The organism is Erythrobacter rubeus (assembly GCF_014705715.1).
GTDB classification, from domain to species: Bacteria; Pseudomonadota; Alphaproteobacteria; order Sphingomonadales; family Sphingomonadaceae; genus Erythrobacter; species Erythrobacter rubeus.
In genome coordinates, this window is record NZ_JACXLC010000001.1 from 2285300 (window position 1) to 2305957 (window position 20658).

Here is a 20658-nt window from a genome sequence, read left to right on the forward strand (position 1 = left end):
ACGAACCTGCCTTCGCAGGAACACCGCGGCTGCGCATGATCAGCTCGACGCCGCCATGCGTGAAGCGAGCGGGTGGGAGGATCGCGAGAGCTATGCGCGTTTTCTTACCCTCCAGTACCGCGCGCGATCGCCGATAGAGGCATGGCTTGCGGCCAACGCGCCGAAGGACATGCAGCCGCCACCGCAATGCCCGGCCATCGTACGCGATCTGGCAGCGCTCGGCTCGCAGTCGTGGGCGATGTCCCGCTCCCCTTGCGCGAACTTCCTGGCGCCCGAGCAGACCGGCGCGCAGGCAACCGGCATCGCATGGGTGCTCGCAGGCTCGGCCCTCGGCAACCGCTCGATCCTCAAGGAACTCGGCAGAGCCGGTCGTTCCGATTGGCCGACCGAATTTCTGGCTGATGCGGCCATGCTTGGCTTCTGGAGCGACCTTAAACGCCGGATGCAAGGTGTCGCGTCTCGCCGCGACATCGACAGCGCGACACAAGGCGCGCTTGCTGCCTTCGACCACTTTCTCGCTCTCGCGCTGGCATCCGGCGCGCGGGGCTCCGATCTGCGCGACCACACACACGCTTGTCCTGTGAGTTTACAATGAATTACAACCAGCCCAGCTCGCATTTCACCGAATGCGACCGCGAGGCGATCCACCATATCGCCGCTGTCCAGGATTTCGGCGCTCTCATCGCCGTGAACTCGGATTGGGTCATTGCCCAGCGATCCGTCAATTGTGCCGCGATGCTCGATCTTGAGGAGTTGCCCCGTGTGGGGGAGCGCCTGTCCGACCACTTCACGCCGAACGCCATGGACACGCTGAAAGAAGCTTTGGCGCGGCAATCCGGCGAAGATGCGGTCGAGCGCATATTCGGGCTGCGTCTGGTGCGCGGCGGCCACCTGTTCGACTGCGCTCTGCATGCAAGCGGCAACAACCTGATCATCGAGTTCGAGCCTCACGCCGAGACGGAATATGCAGACCACCTCGCGCTGATCGGGCCTGTGCTCACACGGCTTGAGCCGATCCGCGATTTGCAGACATTGTTCGATACAGGCGCGACTTTGGTCCGGCAGATGCTCGGATATGACCGCGTGATGGTCTACAAGTTTCACCGCGACGAAAGCGGCGAAGTGATTGCCGAAGATCGCCGGGACGATCTCGAACCGTTTCTGGGGCTTCGCTATCCCAAAGCCGACATTCCGCAGCAGGCGCGTGAGCTGTTCCGGCGCAACCGGTTCCGCATCATCGCAGACATGGATGCCGATCCCATCCCCATCGAACCGGCTGCCTCGATGTATGGAGAGCCGCTCGACCTTTCGATGAGCGTGCTGCGTTCCCACTCTTCAATGCATGTCGAATATATGCGCAATATGGGCGTGCAGGCTTCGCTGACGATCGCGATCGTCCGCCAGGGCCGACTTTGGGGCATGTTCTCTTGCCACCATACCGAGCCGAGATTGCCGGCCTATTCGCTGCGCACCGTGGCGGAAATGTTCAGCCAGATGTTCTCGCTGATGCTGGATAGGATCTTGATCGCCCGCTCCGATGCGCAGAACGCGCGCGGTCGCAAGCTGCATGACCAGCTGATGCTGCGCTTTGCCGACGGTGATAGTCTCGCCAACAGCCTGCCGATGCTTGATGACCTGCTGCAGGATATCATCCCGCACGATGGCGCATCGGTTCTGACGGGCAACGATTACCGCGCGAGAGGTTCCGCACCGACCCAGGATCAGTTCATGGCGCTAGCCCCGGTGCTGAGCAGCGCACCGACAAGCCAGATCATCGCCACATCCGAGCTAAAGGAACACATTGGCGATGCAGCCAGGTTTGGCGACACGGCCGCTGGCGCACTGGTTCTGCCTATTTCACGCAGCCCGCGCGATTATCTCGTCCTCTGGCGCAAGCCGCTTACGCAAATCGTGACATGGGCCGGTGATCCCTCGAAATCGACCGCCAAGCCGGGCGAGCGACTGCATCCGCGCGGCAGCTTTGCCGCGTGGGAAGAGAGCGTCGAGGGCAAGAGTGAGGAATGGTCCGACGACGAGATCCAGATCGCGGAATCCTTGCGCGTCACCTTGCTCGAAGTGATCTTGCGCATGACCGATGAGACCGCGCAGGAACGCGCGCGTGCGCAGGAACAGCAGGAACTGCTGATCGCCGAGCTCAACCACCGCGTGCGCAACATTCTCAACCTGATCCGCGGCCTCGTGTCGCAATCGCAGGACGAGGCGATGAGCGTCGCGAATTTTGCCGCAATTATCGGGGGGCGCATTTCCGCGCTCGCATCGGCGCATGACAACATCACCCGCGAAAACTGGGCGCCTGCTCGCTTGTCGGCGCTGTTCGACACCGAGCTGGGCGCGTATATCAGCGAGAAGAAGGGGCGCTTCAGCCTGATCGGCGAAGATGTGCTTATCCGGCCTGAAGCGTACACCGTGCTCGCGCTGGTGGTGCACGAATTGGTGACTAACTCGGCGAAATATGGCTGCCTGTGCGACAGTTCAGGTCAGCTCTCCGTCACGCTGAAACGCAACGGCTTTGGCGATCTCGAAATCAAATGGCAGGAGCGTGGCGGTCCGCCGGTAAAACCGCCGACGCGGCGCGGGTTCGGATCGACAATTATTGAGCGGTCGATCCCGCACGAACTGAAGGGCGATGCGATCCTGCGGTTCAAGCTTTCGGGACTGGAAGCAGACTTCACCATCCCCGCGCGCTTCGTTGCATCCGCCGTCGGAGAGCCGCCAGAGAAAGCCGAACCATGCGCGGCGAACGATACCGGGTCAGAGCAGGAAGCCGGTTCGGCGGACACCGTTCCGCTGCCGAACCATGTTCTGATCGTGGAAGACAGCATGATTATCGCGCTCGATACAGAAGAGAACCTCAAGCGGCTCGGCGTCAAATCCGTCCGCGTTGAAGGCAATGTCGCGGGGGCCCTCACTGCAATCGAAGCGAAAGAACCCGATTTTGCTATCGTCGACTTCAATCTCGGTAGCGAATCAAGCGAGCCGGTCACCCGTGAACTTAAAGAGCGCGGTGTGCGATTTGTCCTCGCGACCGGATATGCGGAAATGGCGAACGAAATCGAGGAATTCGGCGCGCAGGCCCTTTTACGCAAACCTTATGATCGCGACGATCTTGAAGAAGCGCTAAAAGCCACGCGCCCCCAGGATGAGACAGTCAGGACCGCGCGGGACGGGTGAGCAGCGTTACTTCGGCTGCGCTGAAATCGAGCGAGGCCAGATTGGGCGCGTAGAGACACTCACCCGCGTCGACGCTTGCCGAGCCATCGCGTGCCGACACCCCGCCCGATAACGGCAGGGCCAGCATTCCGTTGCTATAAACTTCCTCAATCGAAGCATCAGGCCTGCCCTCGACCCTGTCGAGACGGAAATGCGCGCCATCGATCAAAGTCGGACCGTCTTTTTTGACCGTCCCGCGGTACCTGGCTGGATAGGGTCCGCAATTAGCTACCGCCATCGCGCGGTCCAAGTGCAGTTGGCGCGGTCTGCCGTAATCGTAGAGACGGAAGGTCGTGTCGCTGTTCTGTTGCACTTCGACCAATGACAGGCCGGGGCCGATCGCGTGGACAGTGCCCGCGGGCAGGTAAAACACGTCACCCGGTTTCGCCTCATGCCAGGCGAGCAGATCCTCGATCGAGCCATCTTGCGCCGCACGCCGCACCGCATCACGCGACACAGCTTGCTTGAAGCCAATCGCAAGGCTGGCCCCGGGATCAGCGTCGAGCACCAGCCAGCATTCCTCCTTGCCTTCCTCCTCGGCCAGAGCCTGCTCATCGGAGGGATGGACCTGGACCGACAGCTTTTCGCTCGTGAACAGGTATTTGACGAGCAATTGCGGAAGCTGCGGTGGCGGGTCGAACCAGATTTCGCCGATCCGCGTGTCAGTTTCCGCCGCGAATGGAGGAGGTAGAATGTCCCTCCCCCAGACCTTCTCCACCGACCGGGTGGTAAGCTTGCGCGCGCCATCGGAGGCAGCGGGCCCGGTCACTGCTCGGTTGCTCCCGGAAGTTTGCCGACGCTCTGGGCGCCTTCCCGGGTGGTGACGAGCACTTCGTCGCCCGACACAACAATGCAGACATCTTCCAGGCCGATGGCTGAAATGCGCGGCCCGTCACTCAGCGCGAGGACACCGCCGCAACCGTCGAGATCGACCGTGCCTCGTGTGACATTGCCGTCCTCTCTGCCATCCTTCAGCGCGTCATGAAGTGCGGCCCAGTTGCCGATGTCAGACCAGCCCATGTCCGCAGGGACCATGGCCGCGCGTGCGGTGTTCTCCATCACCGCATAATCGATGGATTCGCCATTGATCGCCGCGAAGGGCTGCTGCGCGGGATAGAAACGCTTGCCGCGCTCCGCGCCTTCCGCGGCGGCGCGCTCCACCAGATCAGCCATTTGCGGGCGGTGCGCGCGAAGCTCATCGAGTAGAAACCCGGCGCGAAATGCGAAAATGCCGCCGTTCCAGCCGTAGTCCCCGCTCGCGAGATAGGATCGGGCGCTCTCGATATCGGGCTTCTCGACGAACTGCGCGATCCGGTAACCGCCGGGCAGCGGCTCACCGCGCTGAAGATAGCCATAACCCGTCTCAGGGTGGGTGGCGGCGATACCGAACGAAACCAGCCAGTCATCGGCAGCCAGGATCGCCGCAGCGAGCGCCGACGCGCGGAAAGCCGCCTCGTCGGCGATATGGTGATCGCTCGGACAGACCAGCATGATGTCGTCTGCAGGAAGCATTGCCGCGGCCAGCGCGATCGCCGGCGCGGTGTTGCGCGCGCATGGCTCGACAATCAGGCGATGTTTCGATGCCGATCCGATCTGCGCTTCGATGAGATCGATGTGCCGCTCCCCCGCGACCACAATCGGCGCAGCAAAGCGATCATCGCTCGCGACACGGCCAACAGCCTCCTCGAACAGCGTCCGCTCGCCGATCAGCGGCAGGAAGGGCTTGGGCCTGTCCTTCCGGCTGACCGGCCACAGCCGCGTACCGCTGCCTCCGCACAGAATGACCGGATGGATCGGGTTAGGCATTGTTCAGCTGTTCACTCTCATTGCCTGCAGGAGGAATGCTGACACACGGTATATCAGCGGCCTGCGTCGAGACCACCCTGATATCGCGCGCTATTTTGGGGTAGACATTATCCTTTCAGAACCACCGCTGCCGCCAGTAGAACGGTGCCGGGACGGGATTTCCATTGGCATCCTGAGCGGGGCGGAACCGCAGCCGGTTTTCGACCAGCTGGCAGGTGATGCGGTCGGCCTCCGGATCGGGACTGGCGCGGTAGACCGAGCATTGCCGCGCGCGGCCGTCAACGCCCACCACGACCCGGACTATCACTTCGGTGCCGCGGCGCGCGGACCTGCCGCCTTCCGGGATGGGATAGTCGCGCGCATTGTCGATCGAGCCTGAAATGTGCACCGGCTTGCTCACCGCGACGCCGCCCTGCCCGCCGCCGCGATTGCCGCTGCCTGTGCCGGTGCCGCTTCCAGCCGCGCCGGTGCCATCGCCCGCTTCCCGCGCACCGGAACGCGTCGCCGTTCCTGTCGAGGATGCCTGAGGCAGCGGGACAGGCTGCTGTTCAATCGGTGTTTCCGGAGCCGTGACCGGCTGCGGGACAGCTTGTTGCCCCGGATCGCCTTGCGCGCCTTCGTCCGGTTCGGGCTGATTTTCAGGCGGCGGCGGATCGGGGGGCGCAGTCACCGTCACGGTGAAAGCGGACACCACCGTATCTTCGACCGAAGAGGTGAATTCAGGAGCGAGCGCTCTCGCCAGCCCATAAAGAGCGGCGACATGGAGCAGGATGATCAGCATGATCAGCCACCAGCGCGGACGGCGCAGCGGGCTGGAATACCGGGTTTTTACTTGGGTCTTCGTCAAGGCGATGGCCGTCTTTCTCTTTCATTCTTCAGGCATTAGCGCCCGTTTTCGGAGCGCCTGCCTATACCAAGTCTGGAGCGATTGCGATGCAGTGGATGATCAGTCGAGCAAGCGCGCGCGAGTCCTCGCACGAGACAGCCGGTCTTGCGACAGGTCCGATCGACACCGCCAGCGTGGCGGCGTCTTTGACCGGAGCGATCGGGTTTTTCCTGCTCGCTACGCTCAGCCTGTCCCTGTCCAAATTCGACACCACGCTCGCCAGTGTCTGGCTTCCCAATGCCACCGCGGTCGCGTTCATGATGCGGGCGCGCCTGGCGAATGAGGTGCCGTTTTACTGCTGCGTGTTCACAGCGAGCATCCTCGCCAACAGTGTGGCGGGTACCCCGATGGGCATGTCGGCCATATTTTCGATCGCCAACATAGTCGATATCGCTCTGGTTACCGGGTTGACGCGGCGAGCCTGCGGGCACCGGCCCGACATGACCCATCTTCCGCATCTCACCAGCTTCGTCTGGGCTGGCGGAGTGGTTGGACCGTTCACATCAGCTTGTATTGCATCGCTCGCCATGGGGCCGGATCCTGAGGCGATCTGGGCTGGGGCGAGTGCCTGGATGCTGACCGACAGCATGGGCATGGTGCTGATCGTCCCGGCGATGCTGCTGATATTCGACGCGATGCGCTCCACCGAAACCGCGAGTTCGATCGAGGCGACGGAAAAGGCAGTGCTTCTGATCGGAGGGATGGTGTGCGCATATTTCGTGTTCCGACAGGACATTTATCCGCTCCTTTTCCTGATCCCCCCGATCACGCTCCTCCACGCGTTCCGTATGGGAAGCCTCGATACCGCCCTCTATGTGATCTCGGTCGCGGCGGTGACGAGCGCAATGACCTGGGCGGGTTATGGGCCCATCGACAAGGCGTCCGATTCTCCTGCGACGCAGCTTTATCTCGTCCAGGCCTTCATCGCGGCCAATTTTCTCACCGGATTGCCGATAGCGGCCATCCTTGCAGGCCGCGATCGCATCGTCGGAGAGCTCGATCTGGGCAAGCGGCGTCTCGCCCTACTCGCCGACAACATCACCGATGCCGTGATGCGATACGACCTGGAAGGGGTGTGCACCTATGCCTCGCCATCGGTGCGCGATGTGCTCGATGAAGAGCCCGAAGTCCTTATCGGACAGCGCCCGACCGACCGGATGCATGCCGACGCGCGCGAGCGCATCACGCTGGCACAGGAAAGGCTGGTATCGGGCGCATCGGACAAGGAGCGGTTCACCTATCGCAGATACCTCGACAGCGAAGAAGGCAAGCCCGTCTTTATCGAGGCGGACTGCGCGGTCGCTTACAATTCCGAAACGGGGCAACGCGAAGGGATCGTGGTATCCGCCCGCGACGTGACCGAGCGGGTAGAGCTTGAATTGCTCCTGACGCGTGCGCGACGCCACGCGGAGAACGCAGCGCAGGCGAAGTCCGAATTCCTCGCCAATATGAGCCATGAGATCCGCACTCCGATGAACGGCGTGCTCGGATTCTCGGAATTGCTGCTCCAAAGCGAGCTCGACAGCGACCAACGCCGCCAGACCGAAATGGTCGTGCAATCCGCACGCTCGATGATGCTGCTGCTTAACGATATTCTCGATCTGTCGAAGATCGAAGCAGGCCAGATTGCCATCGAACAAGCGCCGGTCGACTTGCACAAGACCCTTGCCGAATGTGTGATGTTGCATCGGCCCAACGCAGAGAAGAAGGGTCTGAATCTCACGTTTGAACGTGATCCCGGTCCTGACGATCATGCTCGTACGGACGGCGAGCCTGCGGCATCATCAGACTGGATCATGACCGACGGGCTTCGCGTGCGGCAGATTGTTCTCAACCTGATCGGCAACGCAGTAAAATTTACGGAAACGGGCACGATCCATGTCAGCTACTCGCTTCATGCTGATCAGTTCAGCGTGCGCGTACGCGATTCCGGCATCGGCATCAGCGCATCGCGGCTGGAGACGATCTTTCAACCCTTCACCCAGGCAGAGAGCGATACCTCGCGGCGCTTCGGCGGCACCGGCCTAGGATTGACCATTAGCCGGCAGCTCGCGGAATTGCTGGGCGGATTCATCGAAGTTGAAAGCGCGGCAGGAGTAGGTTCATGTTTCACCCTGACTTTGCCCGCCGCACATACGGAGCCGGCGCAAGTCGAACGATCCGCTTCCACAACCGTTTCCATCGACCAATTGCCAGACAATGGGCGGATCCTCCTGGCCGAAGATCACGACATCAATCGTATCCTCGCGACCGAAATGCTGGAACGCTGCGGTCAGCGGGTCGTGACCGCGCACGACGGAAATGAAGCCATTTCGATGGTGATCGACAGCGTGATGCGACGCGCGCCCTTCGATCTTGTGCTGATGGATATCCAAATGCCGGGATGCGACGGATATGCAGCGACCCGCGCCATTCGCGCCGAAGGGATCGGTGCGGACATGATCCCGATCATCGCGCTCACCGCAAACGCCTTCCCCGAAGACATCGCAGCCGCACGCGATGCTGGTATGCAGGGGCATCTCGCAAAGCCGCTGGTGTTTGCCGATCTGGCGCGAGTGCTACAGCGCTGGCTCCCTACGCGCATCGTCGATAAGCCTTCGGAAATCCAGACCGGCCGAGGAATGGTCGAAGAACAGATGGCACCCGAAGGCGCGCGCCCGGAAAAGGACATCAGTGCTCGCGGAAAAAGCGAACCCATCCAGGTGCAGTCGCCGGAGCTGATCGAACGATGGCAAGAGCGGCGGAGCGAGGCCGTCGAGGCTGTCCGGGCTGCGGCGGCGGGCGGCGGGCTGGCAAATGGCTCAATGGAAAACGACCATCGGATGGAGCTTGCACGGATCGTGCACAAACTCGCGGGGACCGCCGCCATGTTCGGTGAACCTGAACTGGGCGATCAGGCCGCGGCTCTGGAGCGGGCGCTCAGAATGGCACGAAGTGGCGATGTGCAGGAGGCTCTAGCGGCTGAACTTCTCACGATTGCGGATAGGGGTTCCGCCCATATGCAGGCACCCACATTGCCTGGGTGACAGCGGTTCACCTTAACATGGCCAACCTATCCAAAACCGTGACCACGCCCAAACGCAAACGGCGGGACCCGAAGGCCCCGCCGCTGCTAATGTCGGTATCGTTGGCGACGAATTAGAATTCGTAGCGCGCACCGATCTGGATACGCCATGCCGATGCGTTAATCGCGATGTCGTTGTCGTCGTCCGGGTTGAACCCTTCTATGATGTAACGACCCTGATCGTCCACACCGCCGTCAGCGACGTCCACCAGACCGTTGAACCCGCCACGCGAACGCAGGATGTTTGCGCTGCTGTCAATCAGGTTCAGGAAGTTGGCGAAGTCGGCGAAGACTTCGATGCGGTCCTGAACGAGACCCGTCAGGCTGCCCAGAAACGGCAGTTCCTGGCTGATGCGCAGGTCGAGATCGATGTGCCAGTCATTGCGGCAGGTGTTGCGCTCGATCGAAGCACCAGGCGTGAACCCGCAGTTCGTTTCGTTGGCAACGTAATCAACCACAGCAGCAACCGCAGCCGGATCCGAAAGCGGCGAAACGTTCGGGTCGTTCACACCGGTCGGCACGTACAGCAGAGCGTTGTCGTTACCCGACGAGCTGTCGGCAAAGACGCCGCCGCCATCGAAGGTCAGGCTGTACGGACGGCCTTCGCGTGCCCGGAAGAAAATGCCGAGGCTGGTGTCGTAGCCGTCGAAGAATTCTTCCTGGAAGTTGAAGGTGGCGGTGAAGTTGTGCCGAGTTTCGGTCGTAGCGGTCGAGACCGCCGGATCCTGACGATCGAACGCAGCCGTTACGTCGAACGACGAGGTCGCCGTCGAAGACTGGTTGTTACGCGCATTCTCGGAGTCGGTGAACGCATAGCCGAAGTTCAAGCGAACCGAGCCACCCTCGGTGATGATACCGCGGTTGAAGTTCTTCGAAAGGATCGCCGAGATGCTGTGGCTTTCCGAGCTGCGGCCATTGGTCAGCTGGATGAAGTCATCCACGCGGGCCGAGCCGCCGGTCTCTACGTTCTCGAAGCACTCCGGCGTCACACCGGTGTAAACGGGCGGCGTGCCGCCGGTACCCTGAAGCACTGCGTTACAGCCCGGGAAGGTGGTGTCGATAGCCGCGAGGATTGGACGTCCGTCGACAGTGAAGCCGCCATTCGTACGAATGTCAGGCGTCTGCACCAGGTCGACGAAGTTCAGCGTGTCGTTGAACCGCGAGTAGATGTAATCGAGGTTCAGGCGCCAGTTGCTGAAGAAGCCGGTATCGGTACCGAAGTCGGTCTGGAAACCGAGGTTCGCACGCACGACAGTCGGGACGTCGAAGTCCGGATCGGTCGACTGGGTGTCGGCAAAGCCGCCGGCAGCCGAAGCCGAAGCGTCGGTGATCGCGCACTGCGGGAAGCCGGTGAAAGCGCCGCCCTGAAGCACGTTGAACGAACCGTCGGCGTTCACGAAGCCATCGCAAGCATCGCTGAACGTATCGCCGTCTGCGCTCGAGAAGCCGTTGTTCGAGAACGCGTTCGAGAAGTAAACGACAGGGTCACCGCCGGAGAAGATACCGACACCGCCGGTCAGACGGCTGTTGTAGAAGAACCCTTCATTGTCGAACTCGTATGCGGCCGAGAAACGCGGCAGTAGCACGGTGTCGAACCCGCCGAAAGACGTCGCATTGCTGAAACCGAAACGGTTCAGGAAGGCCGGGTTGGCTGTCGGCGCATCACCGTCATACAGCTGTACGCGGATGCCGGTGTTGATCGAAAGCTGATCGGTCGCCTGCCACTCGTCCTGCACATAGACCGAGTAGATCTGGCGGCTGAACAGCGCTGCGGCTTCGTTGATGTCGCCCGACGGGGTCGAACGGATGGTGCCGCCGCCCAGGAATTCACCGTCATCGCCGTCGATCAGGTCATCGGCGATATCGCCGAATACGCTGGAGAAATCGCCGCTGGCAACCAGACCGTTTTCGAAGTCTTCGAGGTTGCGGAAGTACAGAGTACCGGTCGCGTTGATCGCGAACAGGTTGAACACTTCGAGATCGTTGACCTCGGCGCCGAACTTCAGGAAGTGGCCATCGCCAGCGTCATAGTTCAGCTGGAAGCGAGCCTGGTCGGTCCGCGTGTCGAGCTGGTTTGCCGAGCGGAAGATGCCCGGGCCGGTGCTGAGCGCGCCGTTCTCGTCGGTCAGCCCGGCAACCGGGGTAACACCGACTACGAGACGGACAGTCGGATCATCGGACTGTGCTTCGCCAAAGCCAACCGGGCCCTGAATGTCGGAAACCTCTGCGCGGCTGAGGCGCAGCTCGGTCGAGATCGTGTCGCTCCAGTCGGAGTAGAGGCGGACCGAGTAGTAATCGGATTCGGTGCCTTCGTCTTCGAACGAGTTGAAGCCTGTCAACGCGCCGTTGAAATCGGATTCGATGTTCGTTTCTTCGAGGCGTTGATAGGTAGCTTCCAGACGGTGGCGATCAGTGATCTGCGCGTCGAGACGACCGAAATAGCGAACCGAGCTTTCGGCCAGCTGGGTTGGGAAACCGCCGATATCCTGACCGTACACGTCGTTCGCGATGCGGGCGAACTCGTTGAACTGATCGATTGTCACGCCTTCGGATTCGTTGGTGAAGCCAGCGCCTGCCGGACCGAAATCGTTGCCATCGCCAAGATCGGTTTCTTCATAACCGAACGAGAAGAACAGGCGGTCTTTGATGATCGGACCGGAAAGGGTCGCGCCCCAGCGCGTTTCCGAACCGGCGTTGAGCGGATCGCCATCGATGCTGTCGGCGAAGAGGCCTTCGTCGAAATAGGTGATGAAGGCAGAGCCGCTGAACTCGTTGCTACCAGCTTTCGTCACGACGTTGACGAGACAGCCGGTGAATTCCGAATACTCGACGTCGAATGGTGCAAACTCGACCGAAACCTGATCGACAACATCGAACGGCAGCGGAAGCGCGTTACGGGCTGCGAACGGCGTACCGTTCAGACCGAAAACGTCGGCCTGGACGATGCCGTCAACGGTGAAGGTGTTGGAACGGTCGTTACCGCCAAGGCAGGAGATACGATCGACGTCGTTGTTGCCTTCGAGGCTGACACGCGGGTCGATGCGGATGATGTCGCGGATGTCGCGGGTGATCGACGGGAACGCTTCGAGCGTCTCGGTGCCGAATGCGGTGCCCGGTCCGACAGCGAGCTGCGTGACCTGCGCGCGGGCACCGGTGACGATGATGGTGTTGTCAGTGCCGCCAGCCGCAGTGGGCGTCAGGGCAAAGTTGAAACCGGTGTTGCCGGAAATGGTGGTGAAGACGTCTTCGACCGTCTGGCCTTCAAAGCCTGAGGCGGTGATGGTGACGGTGTAGGGGCCGCCCGGCTGCAGGCTGATAACGCGGAAGTTGCCGTCCACGCCTGTGGTGGTCGTGCGAGTCGCGTTGGTCCGCTCATCGGTGATGGTTACGACTGCGCCCGGCAGCGCTGCACCGTTTGCGTCGGTCACTTGACCTTCGATGCCCGATGTAATCTGCTGTGCAGCCGCTGGTGCTGCAATGGTGGTGGCGGCAGTGAGACTGACGACGCTCGCTGCCAAAAGATATTTGAGTTTCATGAATTAGCCCCTGACCCTGATCTGAGACGTGGAAAGTGGAAACGTGTGGAACGGCGCCGTGACTAGGCGCGTTGCGCTGCACAAAAGCGACGGATTTGTGACAATTCGATGAAACGTTTCGGCGCGCGCAATCCGATTGCCCGCGATGCGCGGCCAGACGCTGTCATAAGGCGCGGAATCCAGCGGATTCGCCGGCGAGTGTTGCAGTCAGGCCACGAAAATATTGTATTTTGCTGCAGCGCCAAATTGCACTGAACCAGTGCTGGCGGAAGCGGTCTTGGTCTACGAATCCGGCGCAATCAGACGAGATTGATCTCGCGCAGGCGCTGCAACAGGAATTCATGCGACGAGATCGGTTCGGGCAGCGGCTTGTCCGAATCCTCGTCGACACAGCTCGCCAGCGGCTCGATCACGTAGTCCGGTCGGAAGTGCAGGAAGAACGGCATCGAATATCGCGACCGCCGCGCAGCCTCTCCGTTGGGATTGACAACACGATGCGTGGTCGAGCGCAACGCGCCGTTCGTAAGGCGCTCAAGCATGTCGCCGACATTGATCACCAAAGCGCCTTCGGGCACGTCGACCGAAAGCCATTCGCCAGACTTGCTGAGCAGCTCCAGCCCCGCCTCTTCCGCGCCGAGCAGCAGTGTGATCGTATTGATGTCGCCATGCGCGGCGGCGCGGATCGCGCCTTCGGGTGCTTCCGGGCCGAGCGGTGGGTAATGGAGCAGGCGCATGACCGAATTGCCGTCTTCGACCGTCGGCGCAAAGAATGTCCGTTCCAGCCCAAGATGCAGCGCGATCGCTTCGAGGACGCGCAGGCCTGCTTCATCGAATGCGGCGAACAGCTCGCTAAAAGTGGCTTTGAAGCTGTCGACCTCTTCAGGCCAGACATTCGGCGCCATATATTGCGCGAGTTCGTGGCCTTCGTTCAGCGAACGTCCGACATGCCAGAATTCCTTGAGGTCGAAGATTTCGGCATCCTTGGCCTTCTCCGTCCCGAACGGCGTGTATCCGCGCGCGCCGCCGCCGCCTTCGATCTTGTAGCTGCGCTTCACATCGTCCGGCAACGCAAAGAACTCTTTCGATTTCGCCTCGGCACGGTCGATCAGATCGCGCGGGATGCCATGGTCGCGCACGATGGCGAAGCCGTATTCGGCGAAGCTGCGGCCCAGCTCGTCGGCAATGTCCTCAAGCGGCTGTTTAAGCGAAACACTGGCAATACCGGCAGTGGAGCGGGTGGTCGTCTGGTTTGAAACATCGGTCATGCCGGCGGCCTTACACCCTGCATCGCGACGCTGCCAAGAGGATCGTGGCGCGCGCTGGTTAGAGCGGCAGGAAGATACTCGCGAGGGCCGCGCTCATCAGGTTGGCGAGGCTGCCCGCTGCAAGCGCCTTCAGGCCGAGACGCGCGATTACCGGACGCTGATTGGGCGCAAGGCCGCCCGTCACCGCCATCTGGATCGCGATCGACGAGAAGTTCGCAAAACCGCACAGCGCAAAGGTAACGATTGCCCGGCTCCGCTCGGTCAGTTCGCCGCCGGTCATCGCGCCGAGATCGATGAATGCCACGAATTCGTTCAGCACGATCTTTGTGCCGAACAGCCCGCCTGCGATCTGAGCCTGATCCCAATCGGAAATGCCGATCAGGAACATGACCGGCGCGAACACATATCCGAGCAGCTTCTGGAAGCTGATCGTGCTGAGCCAGACTGCCGTTTCTTCGCCGAACGGCACGCCGGCACCCGCTGCGAGCGAGACCAGTCCCGATCCCAGCCCGCCAAGCATGCCATTGGCCAAGGCCACGAGCGCAACGAAGACCATCACCATCGCGCCGACTGCAACCGCGAGTTTCACGCCGGTCTGCGTACCCTGCGCCGCAGCCTCGATAATATTGGCGGGACGCTCACCCTCTTCAAAAGTTTCCGAAACGGTGACGGTTTCCATCGCGGCATCATGCTCGCGCGCTTCTTCGGGGTCATCTGGCATAATGATCTTTGCCATCAGAATGCCTCCGGGTGCAGACATGAACGCCGCGGCGAGCAGGAACGGCACGGCCTCCGAACCGATGAAGCTCGCATAGGCGGCAAGGATGGTGCCTGCGACGCCTGCCATGCCGACCGACATCAGCGTAAAGAGACGCGCCGGGGGGAGCGCGGCGAGGTACGGGCGCACCACCAGCGGGCTTTCCGATTGGCCGACGAAGATATTGGCGGCGCTGCCGAGCGCTTCGACCTTGCTGATCCCGGTGATCCACCCGATTGCCCCGCCAACCCAGCGCACGAGCCGCTGCATGATGCCGAGGTGATAGAGGATCGAGACAATCGCCGCGAAGAACACGATCACCGGCAAGGCTGCAATCACAAACGTGTTCGCGAACGGGTTGCTCTCCATCGGGCCGAACACGCTGGTGATGCCCACCTTGGAATAATCGAGCAGCGCGATGACGCCATCAGACAGGAACTGAATGGTCGCGACCCCGAAATCCGTTCTCAGGACGAGCAGGGCCATGAACGCCTGCAAAGCAAACGCCGCGCCGACAACGCGCAGGCTTATCCGGCTTTTCCCGGAAGAAAGCAGGAAGGCGACGGACAGAATGGCAAGGATGCCGATCAGGCTGAACAGGTTGGACGTGATACTGTCGCTCACGGCTGGAGATGCCCCCGGAAGTGTTGTTGATTCGATCCCGAGCGCCGTGAACACGGCGCGATACCTGCGGGGTGGCATTTTGCTGGTGCGAGCGCAACTCCCAAACCCTCTCTGTCCTGAAGCGCGTGAAGCCCGCCGCGATGCAAGTGGGTGAAAGCGTGGCCCCGCTGGCTTCCTTTTTGAAAGCGATCACCTTACGCCCACGCACATGAGCGACACCACACACGATACGCCGGCGAGCGAAGCGATCGCTGCGCACGCGCTGGCCGCGCCAATGGGACTGTTTGTCTACATCATCCTCTATGGCGGAATGACCGTCCTCGCCGGAGTGGTCGCCTTCAAGCAGGTGCAATTGTGGCCGTCGCAGCTTGCCGTCGAGGCGGGCATATTCCCGTTCCTGCTGCTGGTCGTGATCACCAGCACCATCGCGCAATTGTATGGTCAGAAGCTCGCCAACCGGCTGATCTGGATCGGATTTATCCCGCTCGCGCTGTCCGCGGCGCTGATCTATCTGGTGCTGTCGCTCCCGGCATCGCCCGAAATGCTCGAATTCCGCTCGGCCGATCTGACCGCATTCGAAACCGTGCTCGGACAGACGCCGCGCATCCTGATGGCAGGCCCGGCGGCCTACATCACGTCGCTGCTGCTCAATGTCTGGATTTTCTCGCGTCTGCGCGGATCGGGAGAAGCCACTACAATAGGGCTGATGATCCGCGGCGCGATCGCCTCTGCGCTGAGCCAGGCGCTCGATTCGATCATTTTCGTGACGCTGGCTTTCTACGGCGAGTTCGACATCACCAGCCTGCTGATCGGGCAGGTGCTGGCTAAGGTTACGCTCAGCCTAGTGCTCGTCCCGTTCCTGATCACGTCCGGGGTGAAGCTGGCGGAATGGCTCGACCAGCGCGTCGGTAGCGTCGAGGCGCGGGGCTACTGATTGTACGAAAAGATGGTGAGCCCTGCTGGGTTCGAACCAGCGACCTACTGATTAAAAGTCAGTTGCTCTACCGACTGAGCTAAGGGCCCCCACGGGCATTCGGCGAACACGCAGCGCGCCGGACGGAGCGCTCACCTAAGGAGCGTGCGCGGGCTGGTCAAGCGCGCATTGAGGTGCGCGAGCGACAAATTGCTGATGGGGTCTCTCCAACCGGGTGCAATTGCGCGTGACGGGCCGAGCACGAAGGCGCGGCCGCGAAATTCCGGATGCGGGATCGTAAGACCTCGCCCCTCCCAATTGCCGCCGCTCCAGAGCACGATGTCGAGATCGAGCACCCGGTCGCCCCAGCGGCGTCCGGGCCGCCTTCCAAACTGGCGCTCCATCCGTTTTAGCGCCGCCAGAAGCGCCGGCGGATCGTATTCGCTATCCAGCACAGCGGCGGCATTGGCGAAGCGGCGCTGTGCCGCGCCCATCGGCGCGGTGGCGATAATGGGCGAGCGCGCGATGACCGTACCAAGCGCCGCCAGTTCCTCCATAGCCGCGCGCACGATCTGACGCGGACGCCCGTAAAGGCAGTGCCGCCGATTGGAGCCGAGCGCGATAAGGTAGGTGCTGCTCAAATATCCTCGCAAATCCGGCCGTAAAGCTGCGGACGGCGATCGCGGAAAAAGCCCATGCCTGCGCGGTGCTTCGCTGCGCGAGCGAGATCGAGCTTGGTGACAAGAACGCCAGTCTCAGTCGCACCGAACTCCTCGGCCATGTCGCCCCACTCATCGCAAATGAAGGAATGGCCGTAAAACCGCTGTTCGCCTGCCGGACCTTCCGCGCCGATGCGATTGCTGGCGATTACCGGCATGCAATTGGACACGGCGTGGCCAATCATCGCGCGCCGCCACATGCGGCTGGTGTCGAGTTCGGCATCATATGGTTCGGAGCCGATGGCTGTCGGGTAAAGCAGCACTTCTGCACCCTTGAGCGCCATTACGCGCGCGCATTCGGGATACCACTGGTCCCAGCATATCCCGACGCCGATGCGAACCTGTCCGCTGTCATCCCCCGGCAGGTCCCAGACCTTGAACCCGTCATTGCCGGGCCGGAAATAGAACTTCTCCTCATAACCCGGCCCATCGGGAATATGGCTCTTGCGGTAGGTGCCCATGATCTCGCCATCGGGGCCGATCATCGCGAGCGTGTTGTAATAGTGATGCCCGTCGCGCTCGAAAAAGCTCGTCGGAATCGCGACCGCGTGCTGCGCGGCGAGTTCCTGCATCGCAAGGACGCTTGGATGCTCCGAGGTCGGCCGCGCCAGCGCGAACAGCGCCTCGTCCTCCTCACGGCAGAAATAAGGTCCGGAGAATAGCTCAGGCGGCAGGATCAGCTTCGCACCCCGGCCCGCCGCCTCTTCCACCAGAGCCGCGACGGCTGCAATATTCTCGGATTCGTCCTCGCGCTGTAGTTCCAGTTGGAGGGCGGCGACAGTGATCAAACTCATGCCGCCGCCCTCTAATGCTATTGTGCCTTGCGGAAAAGGAGTGTCATGCGATCGCTTTCGCCAATCGCGAGGTATTCCGAGCGGCGCGGGTCGTCTTCGCCGGTGCCGAGTACGGGCGGAAGCGTCCATACCCCGCGTTCCCAATTGGCGGGATCGTCCGCATTGGCGTTGATCTCGCTTTCACCGGCCAGTTCGAAACCGTTGGCCTCGAAGATATTGATGACGTCCTGTTTGCGCATGTAGCCGCGCTGGCGTGCGCCGTAATCGTCATAACTGGCGCCTTCGGGTGCGCGGTGCTGGACCACACCGACAAGACCATCATCCTTCAGCATCATCCGCGCAGCCTTCAGGACGCTGTCCGCGGTGTTGCCGATATTGAGCCCGTGCATCGAGCGGAAGATGAGCACCCGGTCGACCGTGCCTGCCACGTCTTCGGGCATTTCATCGGTTTCGAACGCATTCACTTCGTCCGCATCGATATCCATCGCTTCGGCGAGGGCGTTCTTGAAGCTCTCGGTCCATCCCTTGGAGCGAGCTTCCTGCGCGCGGGTGTTGTAGCTGCGGCCGTCGCTATCCTGGTTGAACGCGATGTATTCGCCTTCTGGCATCACATAGGGTGCGAGCACGCGCGTGTACCAGCCGCCGCCGGGGCCGTATTCGGCGACCGTCATGGTCGGTTCGAGCTGGAAGAACGCGAGCGTTTCTGCCGGATTGCGATATTGATCGCGCGCCCTGTCGTCGTCGCGACGTTCGTGAGCGAGCACTTCTTCCAGCGTCGGTGCTGAAGCCGCCTCGTCCTGAGCGATGACCGGACCGCCAATGGAAAAGGTTGCGGCACCTGCGATCGCAGCGAGCGGAGCAAGATAAATCGGTTTCATGTGAAGTCCTCTCTTCGTTCAATCTCTCTGTGCATGTCCTTACGCGGTGCGCATCCTATGACAAGGTCCTTGGCATCAGCACTGGCAATACTGGTCCGTCCTCCTATGTCCTTGGTCGAATAAAGGAGACGATAAGCCATGGAACAGGCGATTGTAGCAGGCGGGTGCTTCTGGTGCACCGAAGCGGTATTCCGCGATGTTATCGGCGTGAGCGAGGTTGAAAGCGGTTATACCGGCGGCCAGACTACCGATCCGACTTACAAGGAGGTGTGCTCGGGCACGACCGGCCACGCCGAAGCGATCCGCGTGACTTTCGATCCCGACACGATTTCGCTGCCCGAAATCTACGACGTGTTTCTTGGCACCCACGATCCGACCCAGCTCAACCGCCAGGGCAACGATGTCGGCACGCAATATCGCAGCGCGATCTTCCCGCTTTCGGACGCGCAAGGCAAAGAGGCCGAGGCTGCGATCGGGCGCTGGAACGCAGAGAACGGCAAGATGGCCGTGACGTCGATCGAAGGGCTCGATGGCGGTGCACAGTCGCATGAATGGTATCCGGCAGAGGATTACCACCAGGAATACTGGGACGGCGAAGGTCAGCGAAACCCCTATTGCCTCGCGACGATTCCGCCTAAGATCATGAAGCTGCGCAAGAGCTTCCAGAAATACGCGAAGGCCTGAGGCTAGCCAGTCAGCGTTTGCGCCAGCGCGCGATGAAGAACCCGTCGAGCCCGCCATCGTCCGGCAGCATACCGGGGTGGGTGCGGACCCAGCCTTCCGGCGTTGGCGCTATACCTCGAGGTAATTCGTCTGCCGTCACGGGAACCGGCTCCAGATCGAAGGTCGCATCGATCCAGCGCGCCTGATCTTCGCCCTCTTCGCGTTCGAGGGAGCAGACCGCGTAAACGAACATCGCGCCTTCCGGCAGCCATTCGACCGCCTGGTTGATCAATGATTGCTGGATCTCGCTCATCTCGCCGATCTGGCGCGGCCCGATACGGTGGAGCACATCGGGATGGCGGCGGCATGTGCCGGTTGCCGTGCATGGTGCATCGAGCAGGATCGCGCCAAATTGCTTGGCGGGGTGGTAGGTGAGCGCATTGGCCTTGACGACTTCCGCCTCGAGCTCGGTGCGCTTTAGATTGTCGCGAAGCATTTTAAGACGCTTTCCGCTGATGTCGAGCGCGGTGACATTCCAGCCCGCTGCGGCTAGCGCCAGCGTCTTGCCACCCGGCGCGGCGCACAGATCGAGCGCTCGCTCGCCTTCACCTACGCCAAGCAATCGCGCCGGAAGCTGGGCGGCGAGGTCCTGCACCCACCACGAACCTTCAGCGTAATCCGGCATCTGTTCGATCGGCGTGCCGCGAGGAAGCCGGACGTGACCGGGCATCAGACTTACCCCGCCCATATCGGTCGCGCGCACAGCCGTTTCGCTTGCATCCTTCAGCGCGATGTCGACCTCGGGCGGATCGATCAAGCCCGGCGCGATGTCCAGCGCGTGTTCACCCCAACGGACGAGCACACTGTCGCTCAATGTGGGCACCTCGGGCAGCGAAGCCTCGCGTTTCATCAGCGCGGAGAATACGCCGTGCGCCAATCTGCGCGGGCCTCCGCTAAGCAGCGGCAGGCAGGTCGCGACGATCGCATGGCCCGGCGTATCGAGCCGCAGCGCCTGCGCCAGCATCATGCGCAGCACCATGCGCGGCTTCGCATCGTCCGGCAGGCGCTTCTTCGTCGCGCTGTCGATGAGTGTGTCGAGATCGGTGAGCCAGCGCAGCGTCTCGCCCGCAATGGCCCGCGCCAGCGCCCGGTCGGCCGGGCCATCGACGCCTTTCATCGCGGCTTTTTCGGTTTGCTCGATCGTTTCGCCCCGGCGCATGACTGCGTCGAGCAATTGCAGCGCAGCACGGCGCGCGGGGAATCCTGAGGCTGTGGCCATATGCGGTTTGCCCATACCAGCATTGAAACCAAGCGCCACCATGTGCGTTGATAGGCCGCCATGACCAAACAGAAATCCCAAGCCGCGCGGAACTTCGAAAAGCCTGCGCACTGGACGAACGAGCCGCCGCCCAAACCGAAGGCTGTCGATCCATTAAAGGACGAGCCGCGCGAGATTTCGCCCACCCGCTACGGCGACTGGGAAAAAGACGGCATCGCCTGGGATTTTTGAATTTTGGTTTTT

Annotated in this window: 16 protein-coding genes and 1 tRNA gene; 6 read left to right on the forward strand and 11 right to left on the reverse strand. The window is 61.7% G+C overall.

Translation table 11 applies throughout. The features are described from left to right. Window positions 1–55 precede the first annotated feature (55 nt). The gene (locus IB285_RS11305; protein ID WP_190788267.1) at window positions 56–595 is read left to right on the forward strand and encodes a biliverdin-producing heme oxygenase; all 540 of its coding nucleotides are present in this window, start codon (window positions 56–58) and stop codon (window positions 593–595) included. Beyond that, window positions 592–3192, forward strand: a complete 2601-nt coding sequence (locus IB285_RS11310; protein ID WP_190788268.1) for an HWE histidine kinase domain-containing protein — start codon at window positions 592–594, stop codon at window positions 3190–3192. The genes IB285_RS11305 and IB285_RS11310 overlap by 4 nt, the downstream gene beginning before the upstream one ends. Here IB285_RS11310 and IB285_RS11315 read toward each other — a convergent pair. The 3 genes from IB285_RS11315 to IB285_RS11325 all read right to left on the reverse strand — a co-directional run bounded on the left by IB285_RS11315 (window position 3170) and on the right by IB285_RS11325 (window position 5884). Further along, window positions 3170–4000, reverse strand: a complete 831-nt coding sequence (locus IB285_RS11315) for a class I mannose-6-phosphate isomerase (RefSeq protein WP_190788269.1) — start codon at window positions 3998–4000, stop codon at window positions 3170–3172. The two genes, IB285_RS11310 and IB285_RS11315, sit on opposite strands and share 23 nt — an antisense overlap. Beyond that, entirely contained in the window at window positions 3997–5037 is a 1041-nt protein-coding gene (locus IB285_RS11320) for a mannose-1-phosphate guanylyltransferase (RefSeq protein ID WP_190788270.1), read from the reverse strand. Before IB285_RS11320 ends, IB285_RS11315 begins: the two co-directional genes overlap by 4 nt. A gap of 115 nt (window positions 5038–5152) precedes the next feature. Then, on the reverse strand, window positions 5153–5884 hold the full coding sequence (locus IB285_RS11325; RefSeq protein WP_234033135.1) for an energy transducer TonB: 732 nt from the start codon (window positions 5882–5884) through the stop codon (window positions 5153–5155). Between the two features lie 95 nt (window positions 5885–5979). Here IB285_RS11325 and IB285_RS11330 point away from each other — a divergent pair, with 95 nt between their 5' ends. After that, window positions 5980–8949, forward strand: a complete 2970-nt coding sequence (locus IB285_RS11330; protein ID WP_190788271.1) for an ATP-binding protein — start codon at window positions 5980–5982, stop codon at window positions 8947–8949. Between the two features lie 112 nt (window positions 8950–9061). On the opposite strand, the gene IB285_RS11335 is transcribed toward IB285_RS11330, so the two are convergent. The 3 genes from IB285_RS11335 to IB285_RS11345 form a co-directional block, all read right to left on the reverse strand. Further along, entirely contained in the window at window positions 9062–12523 is a 3462-nt protein-coding gene (locus IB285_RS11335; RefSeq protein WP_190788272.1) for a TonB-dependent receptor, read from the reverse strand. Window positions 12524–12822: 299 nt separating this feature from the next. After that, window positions 12823–13788, reverse strand: coding sequence for an isopenicillin N synthase family dioxygenase (locus IB285_RS11340; RefSeq protein ID WP_190788273.1), 966 nt, complete (start codon window positions 13786–13788; stop codon window positions 12823–12825). A 58-nt stretch (window positions 13789–13846) separates the two neighbouring features. Beyond that, window positions 13847–15169 (reverse strand): NupC/NupG family nucleoside CNT transporter, encoded by a 1323-nt coding sequence (locus IB285_RS11345; RefSeq protein WP_328705883.1) that lies wholly within the window; start codon window positions 15167–15169, stop codon window positions 13847–13849. 208 nt (window positions 15170–15377) lie between these two features. Here IB285_RS11345 and IB285_RS11350 point away from each other — a divergent pair, with 208 nt between their 5' ends. Continuing rightward, entirely contained in the window at window positions 15378–16103 is a 726-nt protein-coding gene (locus IB285_RS11350; RefSeq protein WP_190788275.1) for a queuosine precursor transporter, read from the forward strand. Between the two features lie 13 nt (window positions 16104–16116). On the opposite strand, the gene IB285_RS11355 is transcribed toward IB285_RS11350, so the two are convergent. The 4 genes from IB285_RS11355 to IB285_RS11370 all read right to left on the reverse strand — a co-directional run bounded on the left by IB285_RS11355 (window position 16117) and on the right by IB285_RS11370 (window position 18473). Next, window positions 16117–16192: transfer RNA gene (locus tag IB285_RS11355), tRNA-Lys, on the reverse strand. Between the two features lie 42 nt (window positions 16193–16234). Next, window positions 16235–16723, reverse strand: a complete 489-nt coding sequence (gene folK / locus IB285_RS11360; RefSeq protein WP_234033136.1) for a 2-amino-4-hydroxy-6-hydroxymethyldihydropteridine diphosphokinase — start codon at window positions 16721–16723, stop codon at window positions 16235–16237. Next, on the reverse strand, window positions 16720–17595 hold the full coding sequence (gene aguB / locus IB285_RS11365; RefSeq protein ID WP_190788277.1) for an N-carbamoylputrescine amidase: 876 nt from the start codon (window positions 17593–17595) through the stop codon (window positions 16720–16722). The genes folK and aguB overlap by 4 nt, the downstream gene beginning before the upstream one ends. A gap of 17 nt (window positions 17596–17612) precedes the next feature. Beyond that, a complete protein-coding gene (locus IB285_RS11370; RefSeq protein ID WP_190788278.1) occupies window positions 17613–18473 on the reverse strand; it encodes a class I SAM-dependent methyltransferase in 861 nt (286 codons plus the stop codon). A gap of 138 nt (window positions 18474–18611) precedes the next feature. On the opposite strand from IB285_RS11370, the gene msrA reads away from it, so the two are divergent. After that, a complete protein-coding gene (msrA, locus tag IB285_RS11375) occupies window positions 18612–19157 on the forward strand; it encodes a peptide-methionine (S)-S-oxide reductase MsrA (protein WP_190788279.1) in 546 nt (181 codons plus the stop codon). A gap of 10 nt (window positions 19158–19167) precedes the next feature. Here the strand turns inward: msrA and IB285_RS11380 are convergent, their stop codons facing one another. Further along, window positions 19168–20415: an RsmB/NOP family class I SAM-dependent RNA methyltransferase gene (locus IB285_RS11380; RefSeq protein ID WP_190788280.1), complete on the reverse strand. Its 1248-nt coding sequence runs from the start codon at window positions 20413–20415 to the stop codon at window positions 19168–19170. 60 nt (window positions 20416–20475) lie between these two features. Between IB285_RS11380 and IB285_RS11385 the strand changes: the two genes are divergently transcribed. Beyond that, entirely contained in the window at window positions 20476–20646 is a 171-nt protein-coding gene (locus IB285_RS11385; RefSeq protein ID WP_190788281.1) for a DUF1674 domain-containing protein, read from the forward strand. Window positions 20647–20658: the final 12 nt, after the last annotated feature.

Coding starts and splice junctions, on each gene's coding strand:
- IB285_RS11305 (WP_190788267.1), top strand. CDS start 56: ATGCGTGAAGCGAGCGGGTGGGAGGATCGCGAGAGCTATGCGCGTTTT.
- IB285_RS11310 (WP_190788268.1), top strand. CDS start 592: ATGAATTACAACCAGCCCAGCTCGCATTTCACCGAATGCGACCGCGAG.
- IB285_RS11320 (WP_190788270.1), bottom strand. CDS start 5,037: ATGCCTAACCCGATCCATCCGGTCATTCTGTGCGGAGGCAGCGGTACG.
- IB285_RS11330 (WP_190788271.1), top strand. CDS start 5,980: ATGATCAGTCGAGCAAGCGCGCGCGAGTCCTCGCACGAGACAGCCGGT.
- IB285_RS11335 (WP_190788272.1), bottom strand. CDS start 12,523: ATGAAACTCAAATATCTTTTGGCAGCGAGCGTCGTCAGTCTCACTGCC.
- IB285_RS11340 (WP_190788273.1), bottom strand. CDS start 13,788: ATGACCGATGTTTCAAACCAGACGACCACCCGCTCCACTGCCGGTATT.
- IB285_RS11350 (WP_190788275.1), top strand. CDS start 15,378: ATGAGCGACACCACACACGATACGCCGGCGAGCGAAGCGATCGCTGCG.
- aguB (WP_190788277.1), bottom strand. CDS start 17,595: ATGAGTTTGATCACTGTCGCCGCCCTCCAACTGGAACTACAGCGCGAG.
- IB285_RS11370 (WP_190788278.1), bottom strand. CDS start 18,473: ATGAAACCGATTTATCTTGCTCCGCTCGCTGCGATCGCAGGTGCCGCA.
- msrA (WP_190788279.1), top strand. CDS start 18,612: ATGGAACAGGCGATTGTAGCAGGCGGGTGCTTCTGGTGCACCGAAGCG.
- IB285_RS11380 (WP_190788280.1), bottom strand. CDS start 20,415: ATGGCCACAGCCTCAGGATTCCCCGCGCGCCGTGCTGCGCTGCAATTG.
- IB285_RS11385 (WP_190788281.1), top strand. CDS start 20,476: ATGACCAAACAGAAATCCCAAGCCGCGCGGAACTTCGAAAAGCCTGCG.